The organism is uncultured Bacillus sp. (assembly GCF_958411575.1).
GTDB classification, from domain to species: Bacteria; Bacillota; Bacilli; order Bacillales; family Bacillaceae; genus Bacillus; species Bacillus spizizenii.
Map to the genome: position 1 here is coordinate 180,764 of NZ_CATYRA010000002.1, position 20,173 is coordinate 200,936.

At 43.2% G+C, this 20,173-nt stretch carries 18 protein-coding genes; 11 read left to right on the forward strand and 7 right to left on the reverse strand.

Annotated features, from left to right (window positions below; all coding sequences use genetic code 11):
• Positions 1 to 3 precede the first annotated feature (3 nt).
• The gene (locus Q5C82_RS04450) at positions 4 to 7,635 is read left to right on the forward strand and encodes a beta-ketoacyl synthase N-terminal-like domain-containing protein (protein WP_003221065.1); all 7,632 of its coding nucleotides are present in this window, start codon (positions 4 to 6) and stop codon (positions 7,633 to 7,635) included.
• Positions 7,636 to 7,677: 42 nt separating this feature from the next.
• Here Q5C82_RS04450 and Q5C82_RS04455 read toward each other — a convergent pair whose 3' ends face one another.
• The 4 genes from Q5C82_RS04455 to aprX form a co-directional block, all read right to left on the reverse strand.
• A complete protein-coding gene (locus tag Q5C82_RS04455; RefSeq protein WP_003221067.1) occupies positions 7,678 to 8,895 on the reverse strand; it encodes a cytochrome P450 in 1,218 nt (405 codons plus the stop codon).
• 236 nt (positions 8,896 to 9,131) lie between these two features.
• On the reverse strand, positions 9,132 to 9,488 hold the full coding sequence (locus Q5C82_RS04460; RefSeq protein ID WP_003221069.1) for a hypothetical protein: 357 nt from the start codon (positions 9,486 to 9,488) through the stop codon (positions 9,132 to 9,134).
• Between the two features lie 78 nt (positions 9,489 to 9,566).
• The gene (locus tag Q5C82_RS04465) at positions 9,567 to 10,391 is read right to left on the reverse strand and encodes an MBL fold metallo-hydrolase (protein ID WP_003221071.1); all 825 of its coding nucleotides are present in this window, start codon (positions 10,389 to 10,391) and stop codon (positions 9,567 to 9,569) included.
• A gap of 102 nt (positions 10,392 to 10,493) precedes the next feature.
• Complete coding sequence (gene aprX, locus Q5C82_RS04470; RefSeq protein WP_003221073.1) at positions 10,494 to 11,822, reverse strand: serine protease AprX; 1,329 nt, start codon at positions 11,820 to 11,822, stop codon at positions 10,494 to 10,496.
• 215 nt (positions 11,823 to 12,037) lie between these two features.
• Here aprX and Q5C82_RS04475 point away from each other — a divergent pair, with 215 nt between their 5' ends.
• The 3 genes from Q5C82_RS04475 (at position 12,038) to Q5C82_RS04485 (ending at position 13,785) form a co-directional block, all read left to right on the forward strand.
• Positions 12,038 to 12,271 carry a hypothetical protein gene (locus tag Q5C82_RS04475; RefSeq protein ID WP_003221075.1) on the forward strand — a complete coding sequence of 78 codons (234 nt, stop codon included), beginning with the start codon at positions 12,038 to 12,040 and terminating at the stop codon, positions 12,269 to 12,271.
• 279 nt (positions 12,272 to 12,550) lie between these two features.
• Positions 12,551 to 13,258: a poly-gamma-glutamate hydrolase family protein gene (locus Q5C82_RS04480; RefSeq protein ID WP_003221077.1), complete on the forward strand. Its 708-nt coding sequence runs from the start codon at positions 12,551 to 12,553 to the stop codon at positions 13,256 to 13,258.
• A gap of 74 nt (positions 13,259 to 13,332) precedes the next feature.
• A complete protein-coding gene (locus tag Q5C82_RS04485; protein WP_003221080.1) occupies positions 13,333 to 13,785 on the forward strand; it encodes an OsmC family protein in 453 nt (150 codons plus the stop codon).
• Positions 13,786 to 13,796: 11 nt separating this feature from the next.
• Here Q5C82_RS04485 and ebrB read toward each other — a convergent pair whose 3' ends face one another.
• The 3 genes from ebrB to Q5C82_RS04500 form a co-directional block, all read right to left on the reverse strand.
• Positions 13,797 to 14,150 (reverse strand): multidrug efflux SMR transporter subunit EbrB, encoded by a 354-nt coding sequence (ebrB, locus tag Q5C82_RS04490; protein WP_003221084.1) that lies wholly within the window; start codon positions 14,148 to 14,150, stop codon positions 13,797 to 13,799.
• A gap of 13 nt (positions 14,151 to 14,163) precedes the next feature.
• Entirely contained in the window at positions 14,164 to 14,481 is a 318-nt protein-coding gene (ebrA, locus tag Q5C82_RS04495; RefSeq protein WP_003221087.1) for a multidrug efflux SMR transporter subunit EbrA, read from the reverse strand.
• Between the two features lie 142 nt (positions 14,482 to 14,623).
• Positions 14,624 to 14,872, reverse strand: a complete 249-nt coding sequence (locus Q5C82_RS04500; RefSeq protein ID WP_003221089.1) for a hypothetical protein — start codon at positions 14,870 to 14,872, stop codon at positions 14,624 to 14,626.
• Positions 14,873 to 14,961: 89 nt separating this feature from the next.
• On the opposite strand from Q5C82_RS04500, the gene Q5C82_RS04505 reads away from it, so the two are divergent.
• The 7 genes from Q5C82_RS04505 (at position 14,962) to nrdE (ending at position 20,158) form a co-directional block, all read left to right on the forward strand.
• Positions 14,962 to 15,375 (forward strand): YmaF family protein, encoded by a 414-nt coding sequence (locus Q5C82_RS04505; protein ID WP_079996368.1) that lies wholly within the window; start codon positions 14,962 to 14,964, stop codon positions 15,373 to 15,375.
• Positions 15,376 to 15,474: 99 nt separating this feature from the next.
• The gene (miaA, locus tag Q5C82_RS04510; RefSeq protein ID WP_003221093.1) at positions 15,475 to 16,419 is read left to right on the forward strand and encodes a tRNA (adenosine(37)-N6)-dimethylallyltransferase MiaA; all 945 of its coding nucleotides are present in this window, start codon (positions 15,475 to 15,477) and stop codon (positions 16,417 to 16,419) included.
• Between the two features lie 39 nt (positions 16,420 to 16,458).
• On the forward strand, positions 16,459 to 16,680 hold the full coding sequence (hfq, locus tag Q5C82_RS04515) for an RNA chaperone Hfq (protein WP_003221097.1): 222 nt from the start codon (positions 16,459 to 16,461) through the stop codon (positions 16,678 to 16,680).
• 195 nt (positions 16,681 to 16,875) lie between these two features.
• Positions 16,876 to 17,148 (forward strand): YmzC family protein, encoded by a 273-nt coding sequence (locus Q5C82_RS04520; protein WP_003221100.1) that lies wholly within the window; start codon positions 16,876 to 16,878, stop codon positions 17,146 to 17,148.
• Between the two features lie 81 nt (positions 17,149 to 17,229).
• Entirely contained in the window at positions 17,230 to 17,460 is a 231-nt protein-coding gene (locus Q5C82_RS04525) for a hypothetical protein (protein ID WP_003221102.1), read from the forward strand.
• Between the two features lie 243 nt (positions 17,461 to 17,703).
• Positions 17,704 to 18,096, forward strand: coding sequence for a class Ib ribonucleoside-diphosphate reductase assembly flavoprotein NrdI (gene nrdI, locus Q5C82_RS04530; RefSeq protein WP_003221104.1), 393 nt, complete (start codon positions 17,704 to 17,706; stop codon positions 18,094 to 18,096).
• A complete protein-coding gene (gene nrdE, locus Q5C82_RS04535; protein WP_003221106.1) occupies positions 18,056 to 20,158 on the forward strand; it encodes a class 1b ribonucleoside-diphosphate reductase subunit alpha in 2,103 nt (700 codons plus the stop codon). The genes nrdI and nrdE overlap by 41 nt, the downstream gene beginning before the upstream one ends.
• Positions 20,159 to 20,173: the final 15 nt, after the last annotated feature.

Sequence of the window (20,173 nt, forward strand, 5' to 3'; positions counted from 1 at the left end):
CCAATGCTGAATACAGAAGACATTCTCTGTAAAATGCTTTTCGCACAATTGCAGTCCATAGGGTTTTTCACAGAACGTAAATCCCAGCCAGTATTGGAGAATTTCTATGGCAGATGGTTTGAAGAAAGCCAATCGATTTTAGAACGGCATCAATTTCTCAAGCGAACGGAGAACGGACATATTCCAACGCGCTCAATAGGCACTATAGGTGAGCTGTGGAAGGAATGGAATGAACAAAAGTCAGACCTGCTTCAAGACAATAATATGAAAGCCATGGTGACATTGGTGGAAACAGCACTTAAAGCCTTGCCGGATATCCTGACCGGCAAGGCGTCTGCCACCGATATCCTGTTTCCGGATTCATCTATGGATTTAGTAGAAGGGGTCTATAAAAACAACCAAGTCGCAGACTATTTTAATGATGTATTAGCGGACACGTTAATAGCCTATCTGCAAGAACGCTTGAAGCAAGAGCCTGAGGCGAAGATTCGAATATTAGAAATCGGAGCCGGAACCGGCGGTACTAGCGCGGCTGTATTTCAAAAATTGAAAGCCTGGCAGACACATATAAAAGAATATTGCTATACAGATCTGTCGAAAGCATTTTTGATGCATGCAGAAAATAAGTACGGTCCGGACAATCCGTATTTGACATATAAACGATTTAATGTGGAGAAGCCGGCTTCTGAACAGCATATTGATGCGGGGAGCTATGACGTGGTCATTGCAGCGAATGTGCTGCATGCCACGAAAAATATCCGGCAGACATTGCGAAATGCAAAAGCAGTTTTGAAAAAGAATGGGCTGCTCCTCTTAAATGAAATAAGTGATCATAATATATACTCGCATTTGACGTTCGGCCTTTTGGAGGGCTGGTGGCTATATGAGGACCCTGATCTCCGTATACCGGGCTGCCCGGGCCTGTATCCGGACACTTGGAAAATGGCGCTTGAGAGTGAGGGATATCGCTATGTTTCTTTTATTGCTGAACAATCACATCAGCTTGGCCAGCAGATCATTGTTGCTGAAAGTGACGGAGTCGTCCGTCAAAAGAAGAGAACTGAGACAGAAGAAGATGCAGATTCTATACAAATGAATGCTGTAAAAGCACATTCACAGGAAAGCGAGTCTCTCATTGAACAAACGACTCAATTTGTGAAGCATACGCTGGCAAAATCGATCAAACTATCGCCAGAGCGTATTCATGAAGATACGACATTCGAGAAGTATGGAATTGATTCGATTTTGCAGGTGAATTTCATTCGTGAATTAGAAAAAGTGACGGGGGATCTTCCAAAAACCATTTTATTTGAACATAACAACACAAAAGAACTCGTTGATTATTTAGTAAAGGAGCACGAAAGCAAGCTCCGGACAGTACTATTAAAAGATACACCACAGCTTATAAAAAACGAAGCTCCTGTTCAAACGAAGCGTGCAGCTGCTAGTAAGCCGTTTTCTTATACCACACGCCGTTTTGCTGTAGAGCAGCAGGTCAGAGAAACTCAGCAAGCATTAAATGACGAGTTGAAAAAGGAAACGACAAGCAATTTCCAAGATGCCCAGACGAAAGGATCTGGTACAGAAGATATCGCAATTATCGGAGTCAGCGGACGCTACCCGATGTCTGATAGCTTAGAAGAGTTGTGGGCGCATTTGATTGCTGGAGACAATTGTATTACAGAGGCTCCGGAATCCAGATGGCGCACATCTTTATTGAAAACATTATCAAAAGAGTCAATACAGCCGGCAGATCAGAAGCGTTATGGCGGATTTTTACAAGATATTGAAGCATTTGACCATCAGCTTTTTGAGGTGGAGCAAAGCCGAGTGATGGAAATGACACCGGAACTCCGCTTATGTTTAGAAACCGTCTGGGAAACATTTGAGGACGGCGGCTATACCCGCATCAGGCTGGATGAACTGCGGGATGGCGACACCGGAGTGGGTGTCTTTATCGGGAATATGTATAACCAGTATTTTTGGAATATACCATCAATAGAGCAGGCAGTCCTCAGTTCAAATGGAGGAGACTGGCATATCGCGAACCGCGTTTCCCATTTTTTCAATCTTACCGGCCCGAGTATCGCTGTCAGCTCTGCATGCTCCAGTTCATTAAACGCCATTCACCTTGCCTGTGAAAGCTTGAAATTGAATAGCTGCTCTATGGCAATTGCCGGAGGGGTCAATTTAACACTTGATCTCTCTAAGTATGATTCTCTTGAACGCGCGAATCTATTGGAAAATGGGAATCAAAGCAAAAGTTTTGGCGCAGGAACCGGCCTTGTTCCCGGAGAAGGCGTCGGAGCGGTTCTGTTAAAACCGCTATCGAAGGCAATTGAGGATCAGGATCATATTTATGCTGTGATCAAAAGCAGTACTGCCAATCATAGTGGCGGAAGACAGATGTATACAGCTCCAGATCCGAAGCAGCAAGCAAAATTAATTGCTAAGTCGATTGAGCAGTCGGGTATTGATCCGGAGACTATCGGCTATATTGAATCAGCGGCAAACGGTTCAGCACTCGGCGATCCCATTGAAGTAATTGCATTGACAAACGCGTTTCAACAATACACAAATAAGAAGCGGTTTTGTGCGATAGGCTCTGTCAAATCCAACTTGGGACATTTGGAGGCGGCTTCCGGCATTTCTCAGCTGACAAAAGTGCTGCTGCAGATGAAGAAGGGTACGCTGGTGCCGACAATCAACGCAACACCTGTCAATCCAAATATCAAACTGGAAAACACGGCTTTTTATCTTCAGGAACAAACGGAGCCATGGCATCGCTTGAATGATTCTGAAACCGGAAAGCAATTGCCTCGCAGAAGCATGATCAATTCCTTTGGAGCGGGGGGAGCCTATGCCAATCTCATTATAGAAGAATATATAGAGACGGCTCCTGAGAGACAGATCGCTTCCCGCCAACAGGAATTTACAGCCGTTTTTTCAGCAAAAACAAAATGGAGCCTGCTCAGCTATCTTGAAAACATGCAATTGTTTTTAGAGAAGGAAGCTGCTCTGGATATTGAACCAATTGTACAGGCTTTACACAGAATCAACCACAATTTAGAGCGTAGGGCTGCATTTACAGTAACATCGACTCAGGAACTGATCGAAAAACTAAAGATGTTCCGAACATCAAAAGAAAGCTCACTCCAGCAAGGTATTTATACATCATTCGATTTACAGCCATGTGCGGGATCAGCCCCAAAGGATAGAGAAACAAGCACAGCAAAGCAATGGGCACAAGGGGCATCTATTGATTTTAAAGAAGCAGCTCAAGAGAACCGATCCGGATGGGTTCACCTGCCACACTATGCATTTGATCATCGTACAGCATTTCATTTCGATGTTCCATCGGGTCAGGGGAAACCATCCGCTGTCGAAAGCAATATCAATCATCCAGTCATACAAGATCAATTCACATATGATGAGCCTTACGTGCGAGGCCACGTTTTCAACAATGAACGGGTGCTTGTCGGTGCAACATACAGCAGTCTGGCCATTGATGCATTTTTTAACATGTTTCCTGAGGAAACCAGCGGCCGTATCAGCAAGTTAAGCTATATCAATCCAGTTGTCATCAAACAAGGCGAGATCATTGAACTGCAGGCAAAGCCGCTTCAAAAAGACCAAGTTATAGAATTACAAATCATGAACCGTGAGCTGGCCACTGATATATGGAAGCCAGCCGCCATCGGGCAATGCCAAAAAAGTTTATTTGAAACTAAAAAAGTCAATATCGAGAGCTTAAAGCAGTCATTAACCGAGCTTCATCACATCGATCAGATGTATAAAGCCGAAAACGGGCCTGAGTGGGGAGAGCTATTTAAGACGATTACTCATCTTTACAGAGACAATAGGTCGATACTGGCAAAAATTCGCCTTCCTCAAAGCGGTCTGGCAAACAGGCATCTATACACTGTAAGCCCATTGATGACAAACAGCGCCTACTTGGCTATCCTTAGTTTCTTAGAGCAATTTGACAATGAGGGCAGCTTCCTGCCATTTGGAATCAATGATATTCAATTTACGAAACAAACGATACAAGAGGATTGCTGGCTTCTGATCACATTGGTTAAGAATACAGGTGACATGCTGCTTTTCGATGTAGATGTGATCAATGAATCGTCAGAAACAGTGTTGCGCTATTCGGGCTACTCGTTAAAGCAACTGCATATTTCAAATCAAAGAGGAAATGAAAATCAGCCCATTAAAGTCAGCAATCTAAAAGACCGTATCAGAAGCTATGTAACAGATAAACTGGCTGTAAACATGGCCGACCCGTCAAAACTGTCTCTTTCAAAAGCACATATTATGGATTTGGGGATCGATTCCTCTCAATTGGTTGCGCTGACAAGGGAGATGGAATCAGAAACAAAAATCGAATTAAATCCGACGTTGTTTTTTGAATATCCGACTGTTCAAGAGCTTATCGACTTTTTTGCGGATAAACATGAAGCGTCATTTGTGCAAATATTTGGTGAAGCTAATCAACAGCAGGAACGCTCGGCTCAAATCGAAAACAAAATGAAACGGATCCCGGTACATGAGGTGAAGACGGATAAAACAATTGAACATGCAGCCGACGATATAGCCATTATCGGCATGTCAGGACAGTTTCCAAAAGCAAACAGCGTCACGGAATTTTGGGATAACATCATTCACGGAAAGAACTGTATCTCTGAAGTGCCAATAGAACGCTGGGACTGGCGTGAATTTGCTTCAACTGATATAGAGGAACAATCTAGCCTTCAATGGGGCGGATTTATAGAAGGAATAGGTGAGTTTGATCCGCTGTTTTTTGGCATATCACCTAAAGAAGCGGCACATATGGATCCGCAGGAGTTTCTGCTCTTGGCACATGCATGGAAGGCGATGGAAGACGCAGGCTTAACAGGACAGGCCTTATCCAGCTGTCCGACAGGAGTGTTTGTCGCGGCCGGCAATACAGATACAGCTGTGATTCCTTCCTTAATTCCTAACCGTATCTCCTATGCACTGGATGTAAAAGGGCCAAGTGAATATTACGAAGCTGCCTGCTCCTCAGCTCTTGTGGCTTTGCACAGAGCCATACAATCTATCCGAAACGGCGAATGTGAGCAAGCCATTGTCGGGGCTGTCAATTTGCTGCTTTCACCAAAAGGCTTCATTGGCTTCGACTCAATGGGATATTTGAGTGCGGAAGGACAGGCCAAATCCTTTCAAGCAGATGCGAATGGCTTTGTCAGAAGTGAAGGAGCAGGGGTTCTTATCATTAAACCTTTGCAAAAAGCCATTGAGGATTCAGATCATATTTATTCGGTCATTAAAGGGACAGGTGTATCACATGGCGGCAGGGGAATGTCACTTCACGCGCCAAATCCGGTTGGTATGAAGGATGCAATGCTGAAGGCTTATCAAGGAGCGCGAATCGATCCCAAAACGGTGACCTATATAGAAGCGCATGGGATTGCCTCTCCATTAGCAGACGCGATAGAAATGGGTGCATTAACTTCAGGCTTAAGCCAGCTTGAATTGGAACTTCCACAGGAAGTACAGGAGGAAGCGCCATGTTATATCAGCAGCTTAAAGCCAAGCATCGGACACGGTGAACTGGTCTCCGGCATGGCTGCTCTCATGAAGGTCAGCATGGCAATGAAGCATCAAACAATACCAGGCATATCCGGATTTTCTTCATTGAATGATCAGGTGTCAATAAAGGGAACCCGTTTCCAAATGACTGCGGAGAACCAGCATTGGGAAGATGTAAAGGACGGCTCAGGCAGAAAAATCCCGCGCAGAGCGAGTATCAACAGCTATAGCTTTGGAGGCGTAAATGCGCACGTCATTTTAGAAGAATATATTCCTTCACCGAAAGCACCGATTCATATGAATGAGAATGAAGCTCACATTGTGCTTCTTTCTGCAAAGAATCAAGACAGGTTAAAAGCAGTTATTCAACAGCAGCTTGATTATGTGAACAAACAACAAGAACTGTCATTACAATATTATGCTTTTACACTTCAAACCGGACGAGAGGAGATGGGAGAGCGGCTGGCGCTGGTAGTCCGCAATAAAGAAGAACTGGTAACCGGCTTGCGACACTGCTTAACAGCCGCGGAAAAAGGCGAAAAGCCGAGAAGTTCTGTACCTGTCTTTAGCGGAAATGTAGAAGAGGGCTCGTCAGATATCGAAGCCTTGCTGGATGGTCCATTAAGAGAAATGGTGATAGAGACTTTGTTGTCTGAAAACAACCTTGAAAAGATTGCATTTTGCTGGACAAAAGGGGTGCAAATTCCGTGGGAGCAGCTTTATCAAGGAAAAGGTGCTCGCAGAATACCGTTGCCAACCTATCCATTTGAAAAGAGAAGTTGCTGGAATGGCTTTCAAGCAATAGAGAATAGGCCTTCTGTTCCACATGATGAGCATATCAACAGCAGCGATCATTACATATTAGCTGATGTATTAGGGATGGTTCCAGAAGAATTGCATCCTCATAAGCAGTTGCAACATTACGGATTTGATTCGATTTCTTGCATACAGTTATTACAGCAATTGCAATCAAAGGTTGACCCTCTCATCACCTTCGCGGAGCTGCAAGCATGCCAAACTGTGCAGGACATGACGGACTTAATAGCAAAGAAACAGGAGGATGCATCTTTACAAAATGATCATACTCGCACGTTTCCGGAATTGATACCGTTAAATGACGGAAAACAGGGGCGTCCTGTCTTTTGGTTTCATGGCGGGGTAGGAGGCGTTGAAATCTATCAGCGATTTGCACAAAAAAGCCAGCGCCCTTTTTATGGTATTCAAGCCAGGGGATTTATGGCTGATCATGATCCTTTACATGGAATTGAACAAATGGCTTCCTATTATATAGAGATCATTCGAGCCATACAGCCAGAAGGCCCTTATGATGTAGGCGGATATTCCTTAGGCGGAATGATTGCGTATGAGGTCACACGCCAGCTGCAAAGCCAAGGACTTTCTGTCAAAAGCATGGTGATGATTGACTCTCCATACAGTTCTGAAACGAAAGAGAATGAGGCTTCTATGAAAACGTCAATGCTGCAAACAATCAATACGATGCTGGCCTCGATTGCGAAGCAAGATAAGCTTACTGACGTTCTCATCAGCCGTGAAGAGGTAGACACCAGCACAGTGGATGAAGAATTCCTGTCTGAGCTGATTGATTTGGCAAGAAAACGTGGATTAAACAAACCGGAGAAGCAAATACGTGCGCAGACGAAGCAAATGATGAAAACACAGCGTGCCTATGATGTTGAATCGTACACTGTACAGCCTCTGTCTGACCCTGAGGCGGTAAAATGTTATTACTTCCGCAACAAAAGCAGGTCTTTCTTTGGTGATTTAGACATTTATTTCACTTTCTCAAATGAAAAAGCATCGTTCGATCAAGCTACCTACTGGGAGGAATGGGAGCGGCAAATCCCCCATTTCAACCTGATAGATGTCGATTCAAGCAATCACTTCATGATATTAACGGAACCTAAAGCGTCCAAAGCCATGTTAGAATTTTGCGAAAAACTCTATTCAAATAAGGGGGTAGTAAACGCGAATTTCCTTAAAGCTTTCCGGAAAAAACATGAAGCAAAAGAAGAAAAAGAAGATGAATTGGTGAAGCGCTGAGAAACACAAACGCCCCCTTTTGAAGGGGGCGTTTTGAATATGTTATTTTGATAGTGAAACAGGGAGATTTTCTAATCCTCTTAAAAAGACATTTTTTCTCCAGTGAATGTCATCAGGCGCTGCCGCGAGTTCAATATCCGGAAATCTCTTTAGAAGCGCGTTGAATGCAATGTGGCCTTCCAGCCTGGCAAGCGGCGCTCCTAAGCAGAAATGAATGCCAAAGCCGAAAGAAATATGTCTGTTAGGCGATCGATTTAGATTTAATGTTTCCGGGTTCTCAAAAAAGTTTGGATCGCGATTGGCAGATCCAATGCCTATAAAGATCATGTCTCCTCTTTTGATTGAATGCCCCTTGTATGTAAAGTCCTCGATGGCCCACCGATTTGCCATCATAACGACAGGCGAGGTATATCGCAGCAATTCTTCAACTGCTGTAGCGATCATCTCAGGATACTGCTTTAGTTTTTCGAACTCCTCCTTGTGCTGAAGCAATGCGAGGGTGCCTGATCCGAGTAAGTTAACGGTCGTTTCAAGGCCCGCTACAACCAGCAAAAACAGCATCGAATAAAGCTCTTTTTCGCTTAACTTACTGCCATTTTCTTCAGCATGCACAAGTTTACTGATTAAATCGTCTTTTGGCTGTATTCTTCTGTCTTGGATCAGCTTGGCGATATAGTCTTTGAATTCACGAAGGGCTTGATTTGTCAGCTCTCTGTTACTTTCAGAGGTATCAACCATCGCATTGGTCCAGATTTGAAACTGTGCCCGATCCTCTTTAGGAATTCCCATCAATTCAGATATAACAATAAAAGGCAAAGGGGATGCGAAGGATTTCATGATATCCGCTTTATTTTCTTTTTCCATTTCATCTAAAAGCTGTTCAGTAATTTGTTCTATGCTGCCGCGCAGATTTTCAATGGTGCGGGGGGTAAATGCTTGATGAACAAGTGATCTTAAGCGAGTATGGTCAGGTGTGTCTTTTGCCAGCATATGATCGGATACGAAATCGATATCCTCGCTGACGTTGAGCATTTTGATTTGTTCTTGGCTCATCACGTTTTTAACGTCTCTTGTAATTCGATTGTCTTTTAAAAAGGCCATACAATCATCATATCGGGTGATTAACCAAGCCGGATATGTGCCTCCGAAGCGTTTTAATTCAAATTGGTGAACGGGATCTTCCTCTCTAAATCGGCCCAATACTGAAAAAGGATTTAGATGAAATTCTTTACCATGCGGATGAAACATCAATTTTTCCATGTGCATTCTCCTCGCCTAAGATAGGGTAAGTGGTAATTTCATTTTGTTATACAAGTTTGCAGTTTGCAAAAAACAGAATTATTTGAAATTTAATCCTGTCTCTAAAACTATATATCTATTTTAGGCGGCATTCAATAGGGTGAAGAACGAAAAGTGAAAAAGCGGCAGCATGTAAGCAGCGCCTTTGAATGAAAGCTCAAAGGCGCTAAGCTATATTATTTTGATAAAAGTGACTGTCAGCTGTGCTGGACATCAAATGTATATACTGCACGATCTGTTATAACCTTCAATCCTTCGTTTTCTTGGTGAATATGCATATCGCCTAATAAAGGAATTTCATAGGCATTTTGCGGAAGCGGTACGTTGCCGTCCTCAGTGAATGTTGTTCCTTCGCCTTCTAAAACGAGTTCTTCTTTTGCAACATAGTCATCAGGATGATTCGTGCTGCGTATACCCACTTTTTGAAGGTGGAGAACAATCTGATCCAAGTCTGAAATCTCTTCATCATGGGTCAATTCACCTTTTCTAATATCAAGCGTTTGGCCGATTTTTGATTCCAGCCATTGAGAAAGCTGTGTATTCGTGTGTGCCATCAATATTCCTCCTTTTGATCTACACGATACTATTCCCAATTGCTGCATCTTTTACACGGAAAAGAGCCGCCTCACCCTCTATGTATGAAACAATTCGCTGTTCAGAGCCTTGATATAACGTACGGCAGAACGCTGGACTGCTTCGCCGGCATTCTCTTTGACAACTTTAGAAAAAGCATTATAAATCCGGTTAAATTGAAGCGGTTTCACTTTGGCTGCTATTTCTTCAACTTTGGAGGCGGGGAGGGGAATGAGGTTTGGATAGCTGTACATAAAGCTGACCCAGTTCCGATCCGCCGCAACCGTAATGATATCTCCGGTCAATAGGCAGCCTTTCCCTGCATTGCCGCTGCTCCAATGGAGAACAGCACCGCCCTTAAAGTGTCCGCCCAGGCGGTAAAGGTCCAGTCCCGGCTTCATGTTGAGAGTTTCCCCTGTCCAGAAATGAATGTAATTGCTGGGCCTTGTGACCCATTCTTTGTCATCCTCGTGGATATAAATCGGAGCCTGAAATGCTTCAGCCCATTCAACCTGAGTAGAGTAATAATGTGGATGAGACAAAGCAATGGCTTGAATACCGCCTAATTCTTTCATTTGGTCAATTGTCTTTTGGTCAAGGTATGAAATGCAATCCCATAGCACGTTGAAGCCCTTATGCTGGATCAAATGTGCTGTTTGTCCGATTGCAAACTCTGGTTCAGTTTTGACGCTGTAAAGATGCTCTTCTTCCTTTATGAGGATGTTTTGAAGGTTTCCTTTCTCACGCATGTCTTCAAGGGTTGTCCAACATTGTCCATCAGGATGAATATACTGCCTTTCGTCATCGCAAATCAGACATGAGTTCGGCGGATTTACAGTCTGCGCATGTTGTACTCCGCATGTTTTGCAGATATAATATGGCACTTTTTTCACCTCTTTCTCTATTATTTTATCCCATTATTATGAAAATTCAAAACATAAAGCCAGCAAGTCTCTGAGAGAGAATTGCCGGCTTTATGACGCTGTCTATTGGCCGGGAACGGAATTTTCCGCGTTGACGGCGCCCGCTCCGTAAACATTCGGATCTTCATCTTTCCATTTGTCCGTGCCGTTTTTCAACAGCTCTTTCACTTCATCAGGTGTGAGGTCCGGATTTTGCTGAAGGATTAAAGCTGCAATTCCTGCACAGATCGGTGTTGCCATCGATGTTCCAGACATTGTAAAGTACTGAGACCCTACACGGCTTGACTTTTGAAGCTTATCGATATAAGAGTTCGGAGAGCGGAGGGAAATAATATTAACACCCGGCGCTAAAATATCGGGCTTTTCTTTCCCGTATACTGTCGGCCCGCGGCTTGAGAAGGAAGCGACCGTATCATCATCGCTGTTTGCGGTATTGTTATCGTCAAGGGCACCTACTGTAATCACCTTTTCGCTCACGCCCGGGCTTGCAATGGTTTGTGGATCAGGCCCTGAGTTTCCGGCAGCGACACAGACGACAATCCCTGCGTTCCACGCTTCGTCAACCGCTCTGACTAACGGGTCTTCCTGTTCATTATCATATCGAAGCGCATCGCCACCGAGCGACATACTGATAATATCAATCGGTTCATTCGGATTGTCCTCATTGTATTGAATACACCATTCTACACCTTCAATAATATCTGCTAACGTTCCCGAACCTTGCTTGTTCAAAACCTTTACACCGATTAGATTGGCTTCCGGTGCAGGTCCGCGGTATTGGCCGGAAGAGGATGCGCCGCTGCTTGCGACATCACCCGCACAGTGTGTGCCATGGCCATTATCATCATACGGTTTTGTTTTTTGATTGACCATGTCCGCAAATCCGATAATTCTGCCTTCTAAATCAGGATGCGGGTAGATTCCTGTATCGACAACAGCGACAGTAACACCTTTTCCTGTCAGGGTTTGCCCGTTTCTGACGACTTCCTTCGCGTGGCTTGCTTCGGTTGCCGTGTCTAGAAGCGCTTTGACTTCGCGGTTTAAATACACTTTGCGAATATCGCTACATTCAGAAAGAAGGGAATGTAACGCTGAAGGGGTAACCTCCGCGGTGCAGCAATTGATTTTATTGAAGCGGCTTTTTAGCTTGCTGCGTTTTTCTTTTTGCAGCACCTCTCCAGCCATTTGAAAACCGGTCTCGTGACAGCCTTCTTCAAATTCAATAATGACTGACATTTTTTTTCTGTTTTTCAATTTGGTTTCGAAGAACTGATGCAAGAAGCAAGGAGTCCATTTGAAGGGCTTGTAAAGCTGCAAGACGCTTTCCCGTAACGGCCAATCTAGCTTATGAGCATTTGCTCTCACCATTTGTACCATAGAGTACCCAAACATGTATTTTCCTCCTATTATAAGGTTCTCTGTATACTCTATGAGCAGATGATAGGTTTGGTAAGTTTGTTTGTCCTTTAGAAGAGGCGGACAAGAGTTGGTTTTTATGAATCTTTCGAATCAGATTCAGGAGTCGTGGCAATCATTGGGGATTGAAAAGGAACATATGTTCGTATTATAATGTTGTCATATCAAACTGGCAGGGGGAGAGCAGCTGTATGAATTTCTTCTTACATCGGTCTTTGGAAAGCCAAATACCAATCAGCATTATATATATGAAGAAAGACGGAACGATTAGTAAAAGAACGATTATTGTAAGACAGAAAAACCAAACACAAATCAAAGCATTTTGTTTTTCGAAACAACAGATCAGAACGTTTTTGTTGGATTCGATCCTCTCCTGTGACTTTGTGAGAACAAATAAACAAAACCTCTATTTGGCAGGCCGATAACAGGCTGTCCGTCTCAGCAACCGGGCAGCCGCTAATAAAACCCTCCTTAAACCTCTATACATGTAATTGCCAAGTGAGGTTATTCCTACCTTTTTTATCTTTCCTCTCAATCTTTTTTCACTCATATTTCAAATGAACCGCTATTAACCGTGACAATCAATTGATTTTTTGAAACCGGGAACTTTTTCACTGATGATATAGCGTATACAATGGTAAGATAAAACCTATTGGCTAAACCTCATATAATGAACCTTGCCATTCTTATGAAAGGAGTTAAACATGAGAAGATTTATACTAAATGTCATATTAGTCTTAGCCATTGTCTTATTCCTGAGATATGTTCATTACTCATTAGAACCTGAACCATCTAATCAGCCAGATACATATTCAAATTTCAGCAGCTTGGCAGAAAATGAGAGCCAAGCCGATTATGATATTTCCTATAGTGAGAAAAAAGGAAGCAAAGTGTTAATTATGTCTCCACACGGCGGAAGAATTGAAGGCGGAGTAAGCGAGCTTGTGCGGTATTTCAATAATGAATTCTCTACATACCTGTTTGAAGGGTTGAAGTCACACGATAACCAAACACTTCACATTACAAGCACCAACTTTGATGAGCCATTGGCCGAAAAGAAAATCAAGGAGCACCAATATGTTGTGGCTTTTCACGGATATAAAGGGGAGGACAAGAATACACTTGTTGGAGGCACAGACCGAAAGCGGGCGAAAATGATCGTGAGAGCCCTTGAGAGAAGAGGATTTTCCGCTGAGTTAGCGTCGTCTAAAAGCGGTCTTGCTGGGTTGAGCGCCGAAAACATTAACAACCAAGGGGAAACGGGGCTGAGTATCCAGCTGGAAATCAGCCGCGAGCAAAGAGAAGCATTTTTCGATGATTTTTATTATAAAAATCGGAAATACACAAAGAACAGTGAATTTTACGCTTATGTAAGTGCGATCAAAAGTGTCCTTGAAAAAGAGTATTCGTAACAAGCAGATCAGAAGACAAAATAAGAGAAGATCAGTAGACTGAAATAGGATCATAAAAGGAGGCAAAACATACGATGGCAGATCATCATTTTTATTTAAAAGCGAACTGGCCGGGTAACCGCAATGACGTTGGTACGATCGAAAGCGGGAACTTAATCACATCTATTTCCATTCCCAAAGAAATGGATGGACCGGGAGAGGGGACCAACCCAGATGAAATGCTTCTCGGGGCGGCAGCGACCTGTTACATTATTACACTTGCTGCGATGATGGAAAGAAGCGGGCTGGAAAAGGAAGACTTGCAGATGGAGTCAGAAGGCATTGTCGACGTCACAAAAGGAGTTTTTACATACAAAAAGATTATTCACCGTCCCTCCGTCGTCCTCAAACATGATGCTTCACCAGAAGATGTCGCATTGGCACACAAACTTTGTGAAAAGGCGGAGTCGTCATGCATGATTTCACGCGCAATTCAAGGAAATGTCGAGCTGCAGCTTGAAGCCTCTGTAAAACGGGCTGGAGAATAAAAAACAGACGGTCACTCACAGACCGTCTGTTTTTTTTCTTTAGCAGGGGCTTTCGACTGATTTAACACAACGACGCCTGCAATGACAAGCGTGAGCCCGAACACGCCCTTTAAACTGATGGTTTCGCCAAAAAGCAAAAACCCGACAATGGCTGTAAGCGCCGTTCCAACGCCAGACCATGTCGCATACGCGCTTGATAAGTCAATTGTTTTTAAAGAAAAGCTTAGAAAGGTAAAAGCAGAAAGAAATCCGGCAATGACTCCGCCAATGGGCCAGGCTTGTGTAAATCCTTCTGAAAGCTTCAGCATTGTGCTCCCGAAAACCTCAGATACAATGGCAAGAGCCAAATAAAGCAATCCTTTCATCATTATCACTCCTTTACTGCCAGTTAAGTAACACGACCCCTGATATTAATAAAAGAATCCCGATAAGCCCTTTGGCATTCAATTCTTCCTTAAACCATTTCACTCCGATCACTGCCGTCAGCACCGTGCCTACACCGCTCCACGTCGCATACGAGAGGCTGAGGGGGATATGGTTTAAGGTTAGCGACAGCATATAAAAGGCGAGGGAATAGGCAATCACGACCAAAGCGCTTGGCTTCCACTTTTTAAAGCCGTCAGATACTTTCAGCATGGCCGCTCCTATCGATTCCGAGCATATGGCAATCGTGAGGAATATATATCCTACCAACATCGTACATTCTCCTCACTTCAACTACATTTTTAGATTTGAAAAGATCTTCAGCTAGAAAAATATTAGTGTATGCCTATGTATGAGTCAAGCGATTCATTTTCAATCACATAAAAAGACCCCCTTTTGAAGAGGCCTTTTGTATTTAATAGTAGTAAGGGAATGGGGTGAACGGATAATAGGGATATCCGCCATAAAAATAAGGATTAAATAAAGCGCTTCCTACAAGCCCGCCAACTAGGCCGCCGAAAAAAGGTCCCCCGTAAAAACCGAATGGCCGGCCAAACCCGAATCCAGGTCTTCCAAACCCGTAGCCGAATCCAGGTCTGCCAAATCCGAAAGGTCTTCCAAATATTCTTGTATCTTCAGCAGTGAAATTGCCTACCTCGTTCATCTTTTCTTTCCTCCTGTAATAAAGTGTAGATGATGCAGTGTATTCAGCCTACCCAGATTTGATTGGGCGTTTGATGAAAAAGAAGGGATGTGATCACATTGGGCCTGTATCCGTCTGACTGGTCAAAAGCGCCGCCTCACGTACATGCGTATCATGTCAAAACGACGAGAGAACAGGGACATTATCATCTCATTGAAGGATTTACTCAGCCGGCTAATGGATCGAATACCGATCAGCATACACATTACTTTACAGGGATCACTTCTTTTGAAAACGGCCATTTTCACCGATATTACGGAATCTCAGGGCCTGCGATTCCTTTAGCGGACGGCACCCATTATCATGAAATCGAAGAAACGACGTATCTGGCCTATAATGAACCGATTGAGATCCGGTACGGAGGCGTTGTGTATGATCCGAAAGATGACGGAAGAAAAACGCATCGGCATGCCCTGAAAGGAAAGACGAGAGAAATCGTCGGCAATGAGCCGCTCGGGTGGTAGAAAGATGTTTACCGGTTCAAAAATAGGGCAAAATGGATAGGTGGTTGTACATGATGAATGCTATAATGGGGGGAGATTTATAAAAGAGAGTGATACACATTGAATAATACGAAGCAGCCCGTTGTCATTTTAGTCGGACCGACGGCAGTGGGGAAAACAAATTTAAGTATTCAGCTAGCTAAATCTTTGAACGCGGAAATTATCAGCGGTGATTCGATGCAGGTTTATAAAGGGATGGATATTGGAACAGCTAAAATCAATGAACAGGAGATGGAGGGAGTGCCCCATCATCTCATTGACATTTTAGATCCCCAAGATTCCTTCTCCACCGCTGATTATCAAAGCTTAGTGAGAAACAAAATCAGCGAGATTGCAAAAAGAGGAAAGCTTCCGATGATTGTCGGCGGTACAGGGCTTTATATACAATCTGTGCTTTACGATTATACATTTACGGAAGAGGCGAACGATCCTGCGTTTCGACAGAGCCTGCAAGTAGCTGCCGTGCGGGAAGGCGCTGACTTTCTTCATGCCAAACTTGCTGCGGCAGATCCAGAGGCAGCAGCAGCGATTCATCCCAATAATACGAGAAGAGTCATTCGTGCACTGGAAATCTTACATACGTCTGGAAAAACCATGTCTCAGCATTTGCAGGAACAAAAACGAGAACTTGTGTACAATGCAGTGTTAATCGGACTGACAATGGATAGAGACACGCTTTACGCAAGAATTAATCAGCGGGTCGATATGATGATGGAGGCAGGCCTTCTTCCGGAAGTGAAGCGCCTCTACGACAGGAACGTGAGAGACTGTCAATCGATACAGGCGATAGGCTATAAGGAGCTATATGCATATTTTGACGGTTTTGTGACACTTTCTGATGCCGTCGATCAGCTAAAGCAGAACTCAAGGCGGTACGCGAAACGCCAGCTGACGTGGTTTCGCAACAAAATGCAGGTTGCCTGGTTCGATATGACACCGCCCGTTGATATGGAGCTGAAAAAAAAGGAAATTTTCACACATATAGCAGGAAAACTCGAACTTTAATCGAAACTGTATGATATAGAGAATCAAGGAGGACGAAACATGAAACCGATTAATATTCAGGATCAGTTTTTGAATCAAATCCGGAAAGAAAATACGTATGTCACTGTTTTTTTGCTGAATGGCTTTCAGTTGCGTGGCCAGGTGAAAGGCTTTGATAACTTTACCGTATTGCTGGAATCGGAAGGTAAGCAGCAGCTTATATATAAACATGCGATCTCAACGTTTGCGCCGCAAAAAAACGTCCAGCTTGAACTCGAATAAATCAAAAAATACCATGTCAAGACATGGGGAGGCTGTCGGGGGAATCCCGGCAGCCATTTTTTAAAATTGATCCACTTTTGTTCCAAGCTTTTTTGTAAGCGGACCATGCCAAGGCACGGTCTTTTTTTATGAAATCAACATATGCAAGACTAAATCGAATATCATGTAAAAATCATATCTGGGAGTGACGCGACCTTGTTTGAAAGTGAAGCAGAACTGAGACGAATCAGGATTGCGCTTGTGTGGATAGCTGTTTTTTTACTGTTCGGGGCGTGCGGGAATCAAGATACCATCATCGAAACAGACAGTGGCAATTCAGGCTATGAAACGCCTCCGCCAACCTCGTTCCCGCTTGAACATAATCATTTTGGTGTTGTGGAGGACGGCTATATCAAAATTTATGAGTATAATGAGTCCCGCAATGAGGTAAAGATGAAGAAAGAATACTCGGATGATGAGCTTGAATAAAATTCACAAGCATCCGAATTTACAAAGCGGATGCTACCCGCTAAACTAAATACAGACACAGATCAAACAGAGGGTGAAAAAATGAAGCATAAAGTGATCGTGAATCATTGGGAAGAAATTTGCGAAGATGATTCTTGCTATGAATACGGAACAAGCATCATTGTGAACGGAAAAGAATTAGTCAGAGAAGCCTCAATTATCAGCGCTTTGAAGGCGGTTTTAGAAGAGATCGGTGCTGATGTTGAAATAGAAGAAACAGTAGAGAGCGAAAAATGCTGTGATAGCTTAAGAAAAAAAAATCTAGACTACTAAGCATTTTTTTTTCATGTTATGATATACATCGGCTTAAAAACGACACCCCGAGTAGGACGAGAGATGATTCTCGTTCTGCTCTCTTTTTTGGGCCCTTATGAGTCTGGCCAGTTGCCTGATTTGATCAAAATATGAATTTTTCATAAAAACAAATCTATATATTGTGTTTTTGATAGAGGATAGTATACTATATATAGTGTTAGTGATGAGAGATTCATATTTTTTGATAGGTCGTGATAAAACGTGGTACAAATCATATTTGATTCAAAAACAGGGAATGTTCAGCGGTTTGTGAATAAAATAGGCTTTCAGCAGATACGCAAGGTGGACGAAATTGATCACCTGGACACTCCGTTTGTTTTGGTCACCTACACGACAAACTTCGGTCAGGTACCGGCATCAACACAATCATTTCTCGAAAAATACGCCCATCTTTTATTAGGAGTCGCTGCGAGCGGCAATAAAGTATGGGGCGATAACTTTGCAAAAAGCGCCGATACCATTTCAAGACAATATCAGGTGCCGATCTTGCACAAATTTGAACTCAGCGGCACATCTAAAGACGTTGAATTGTTTACTCAGGAGGTAGAAAGAGTTGTCACAAAATCAAGTGCCAAAATGGATCCAGTTAAATAACGAAATCATGATCCAAAAAGATGGAAAATTCCAGTTTGATAAGGATAAAGAGGCTGTACATAGCTATTTTGTAGATTATATCAATCAAAACACAGTTTTCTTTCACGACTTAAAAGAGAAGCTGGATTATTTGATTGAAAACCAATACTACGAAGAGGAATTCTTAAGCCTTTATTCTTTTGAAGACATTAAAGCAGTGTTTAAGACAGCTTACGCTAAGAAGTTTCGTTTTCCTTCCTTCATGAGTGCGTTTAAATTCTATAATGACTATGCTTTGAAAACGAATGACAAGAAAAAAATCCTCGAGCGATATGAGGACCGAATCTCAATTGTCGCGCTTTTCTTCGCAAACGGCGACACTGAGAAAGCAAAAGAATATGTGAACCTGATGATCAATCAGGAATATCAGCCAAGCACACCGACATTTTTGAACGCGGGAAGAAAACGCCGCGGAGAACTGGTGAGCTGCTTCTTGCTCGAAGTCAATGATTCATTAAACGATATTTCAAGAGCGATCGATATCTCCATGCAGCTTTCAAAACTGGGCGGCGGGGTTTCTCTTAACCTGTCCAAGCTTCGCGCGAAAGGTGAAGCCATTAAAGATGTTGAAAATGCCACAAAAGGCGTTGTAGGCGTCATGAAGCTTCTTGATAACGCGTTCCGTTATGCTGATCAAATGGGACAAAGACAAGGATCTGGTGCGGCGTATTTAAACATTTTCCACCGCGATATCAATGATTTTCTCGATACGAAAAAGATTTCTGCCGATGAGGATGTGCGCGTCAAAACACTTTCAATCGGTGTAGTCATTCCGGACAAGTTCGTTGAGCTTGCGCGTGAGGACAAAGCGGCTTACGTATTCTATCCGCATACCATCTATAAAGAGTACGGACAGCACATGGACGAAATGGACATGAATGAAATGTACGATAAGTTCGTCGACAACCCTCGGGTGAAAAAAGAGAAAATCAACCCGCGGAAATTGCTCGAAAAATTGGCGATGCTTCGTTCTGAATCAGGCTATCCGTACATCATGTTCCAAGATAATGTCAACAAAGTACATGCGAATAACCATATTTCAAAGGTGAAATTTTCTAACCTTTGCTCTGAAGTGCTGCAGGCATCTCAAGTTTCTTCTTACACAGACTATGATGTAGAAGATGAAATCGGTTTGGATATTTCCTGCAACCTAGGATCGCTTAACATTCTCAACGTAATGGAGCACAAATCGATTGAAAAGACTGTTAAGCTTGCGACTGATTCTTTAACTCACGTTTCTGAAACGACTGATATCCGTAATGCGCCTGCTGTAAGACGGGCAAACAAAGCGATGAAATCAATCGGCCTCGGCGCTATGAACCTTCACGGATACCTTGCGCAAAACGGCATCGCGTATGAAAGCCCAGAAGCGCGCGACTTTGCGAACACATTCTTTATGATGGTGAACTTCTACTCTATCCAGCGTTCTGCGGAGATCGCAAAAGAGAAGGGCGAGACGTTTGATCAATATGAAGGATCAACCTATGCAACTGGTGAATACTTCGATAAGTACGTTTCAACTGATTTCTCGCCGAAATACGAAAAAATTGCAAATCTGTTTGAAGGCATGCACATCCCGACGACAGAGGACTGGAAACAATTAAAAGCATTTGTCGCTGAACACGGCATGTATCACAGCTACAGATTATGCATTGCGCCGACAGGCTCTATCTCATACGTTCAGTCAAGCACGGCATCTGTCATGCCGATTATGGAACGGATTGAAGAAAGAACATACGGCAACTCAAAAACGTACTACCCAATGCCTGGGCTTGCATCTAATAACTGGTTCTTCTACAAAGAAGCCTATGATATGGATATGTTCAAAGTCGTAGATATGATCGCGACAATCCAGCAGCATGTTGATCAGGGAATCAGCTTTACATTGTTCCTAAAAGATACAATGACGACTCGTGATTTAAACCGGATTGATTTGTATGCACATCACAGAGGAATTAAAACCATTTACTATGCAAGAACGAAAGATACTGGGCAAGACAGCTGCCTTTCTTGTGTTGTTTGATTAAAGGAGAGTTTA

What these genes read in the sequence shown, in the direction of transcription:
- ebrA (WP_003221087.1), bottom strand. Translation starts at nt 14,481, where the DNA reads ATGTTGGTAGGATATATATTCCTCACGATTGCCATATGCTCGGAATCG.
- ebrB (WP_003221084.1), bottom strand. Translation starts at nt 14,150, where the DNA reads ATGAAAGGATTGCTTTATTTGGCTCTTGCCATTGTATCTGAGGTTTTC.
- aprX (WP_003221073.1), bottom strand. Translation starts at nt 11,822, where the DNA reads ATGTTTGGGTACTCTATGGTACAAATGGTGAGAGCAAATGCTCATAAG.
- Q5C82_RS04455 (WP_003221067.1), bottom strand. Translation starts at nt 8,895, where the DNA reads ATGGAAAAATTGATGTTTCATCCGCATGGTAAAGAATTTCATCTAAAT.
- Q5C82_RS04460 (WP_003221069.1), bottom strand. Translation starts at nt 9,488, where the DNA reads ATGGCACACACGAATACACAGCTTTCTCAATGGCTGGAATCAAAAATC.
- Q5C82_RS04480 (WP_003221077.1), top strand. Translation starts at nt 12,551, where the DNA reads ATGAGAAGATTTATACTAAATGTCATATTAGTCTTAGCCATTGTCTTA.
- Q5C82_RS04485 (WP_003221080.1), top strand. Translation starts at nt 13,333, where the DNA reads ATGGCAGATCATCATTTTTATTTAAAAGCGAACTGGCCGGGTAACCGC.
- Q5C82_RS04475 (WP_003221075.1), top strand. Translation starts at nt 12,038, where the DNA reads ATGAATTTCTTCTTACATCGGTCTTTGGAAAGCCAAATACCAATCAGC.
- Q5C82_RS04450 (WP_003221065.1), top strand. Translation starts at nt 4, where the DNA reads ATGCTGAATACAGAAGACATTCTCTGTAAAATGCTTTTCGCACAATTG.
- Q5C82_RS04500 (WP_003221089.1), bottom strand. Translation starts at nt 14,872, where the DNA reads ATGAACGAGGTAGGCAATTTCACTGCTGAAGATACAAGAATATTTGGA.
- hfq (WP_003221097.1), top strand. Translation starts at nt 16,459, where the DNA reads ATGAAACCGATTAATATTCAGGATCAGTTTTTGAATCAAATCCGGAAA.
- Q5C82_RS04525 (WP_003221102.1), top strand. Translation starts at nt 17,230, where the DNA reads ATGAAGCATAAAGTGATCGTGAATCATTGGGAAGAAATTTGCGAAGAT.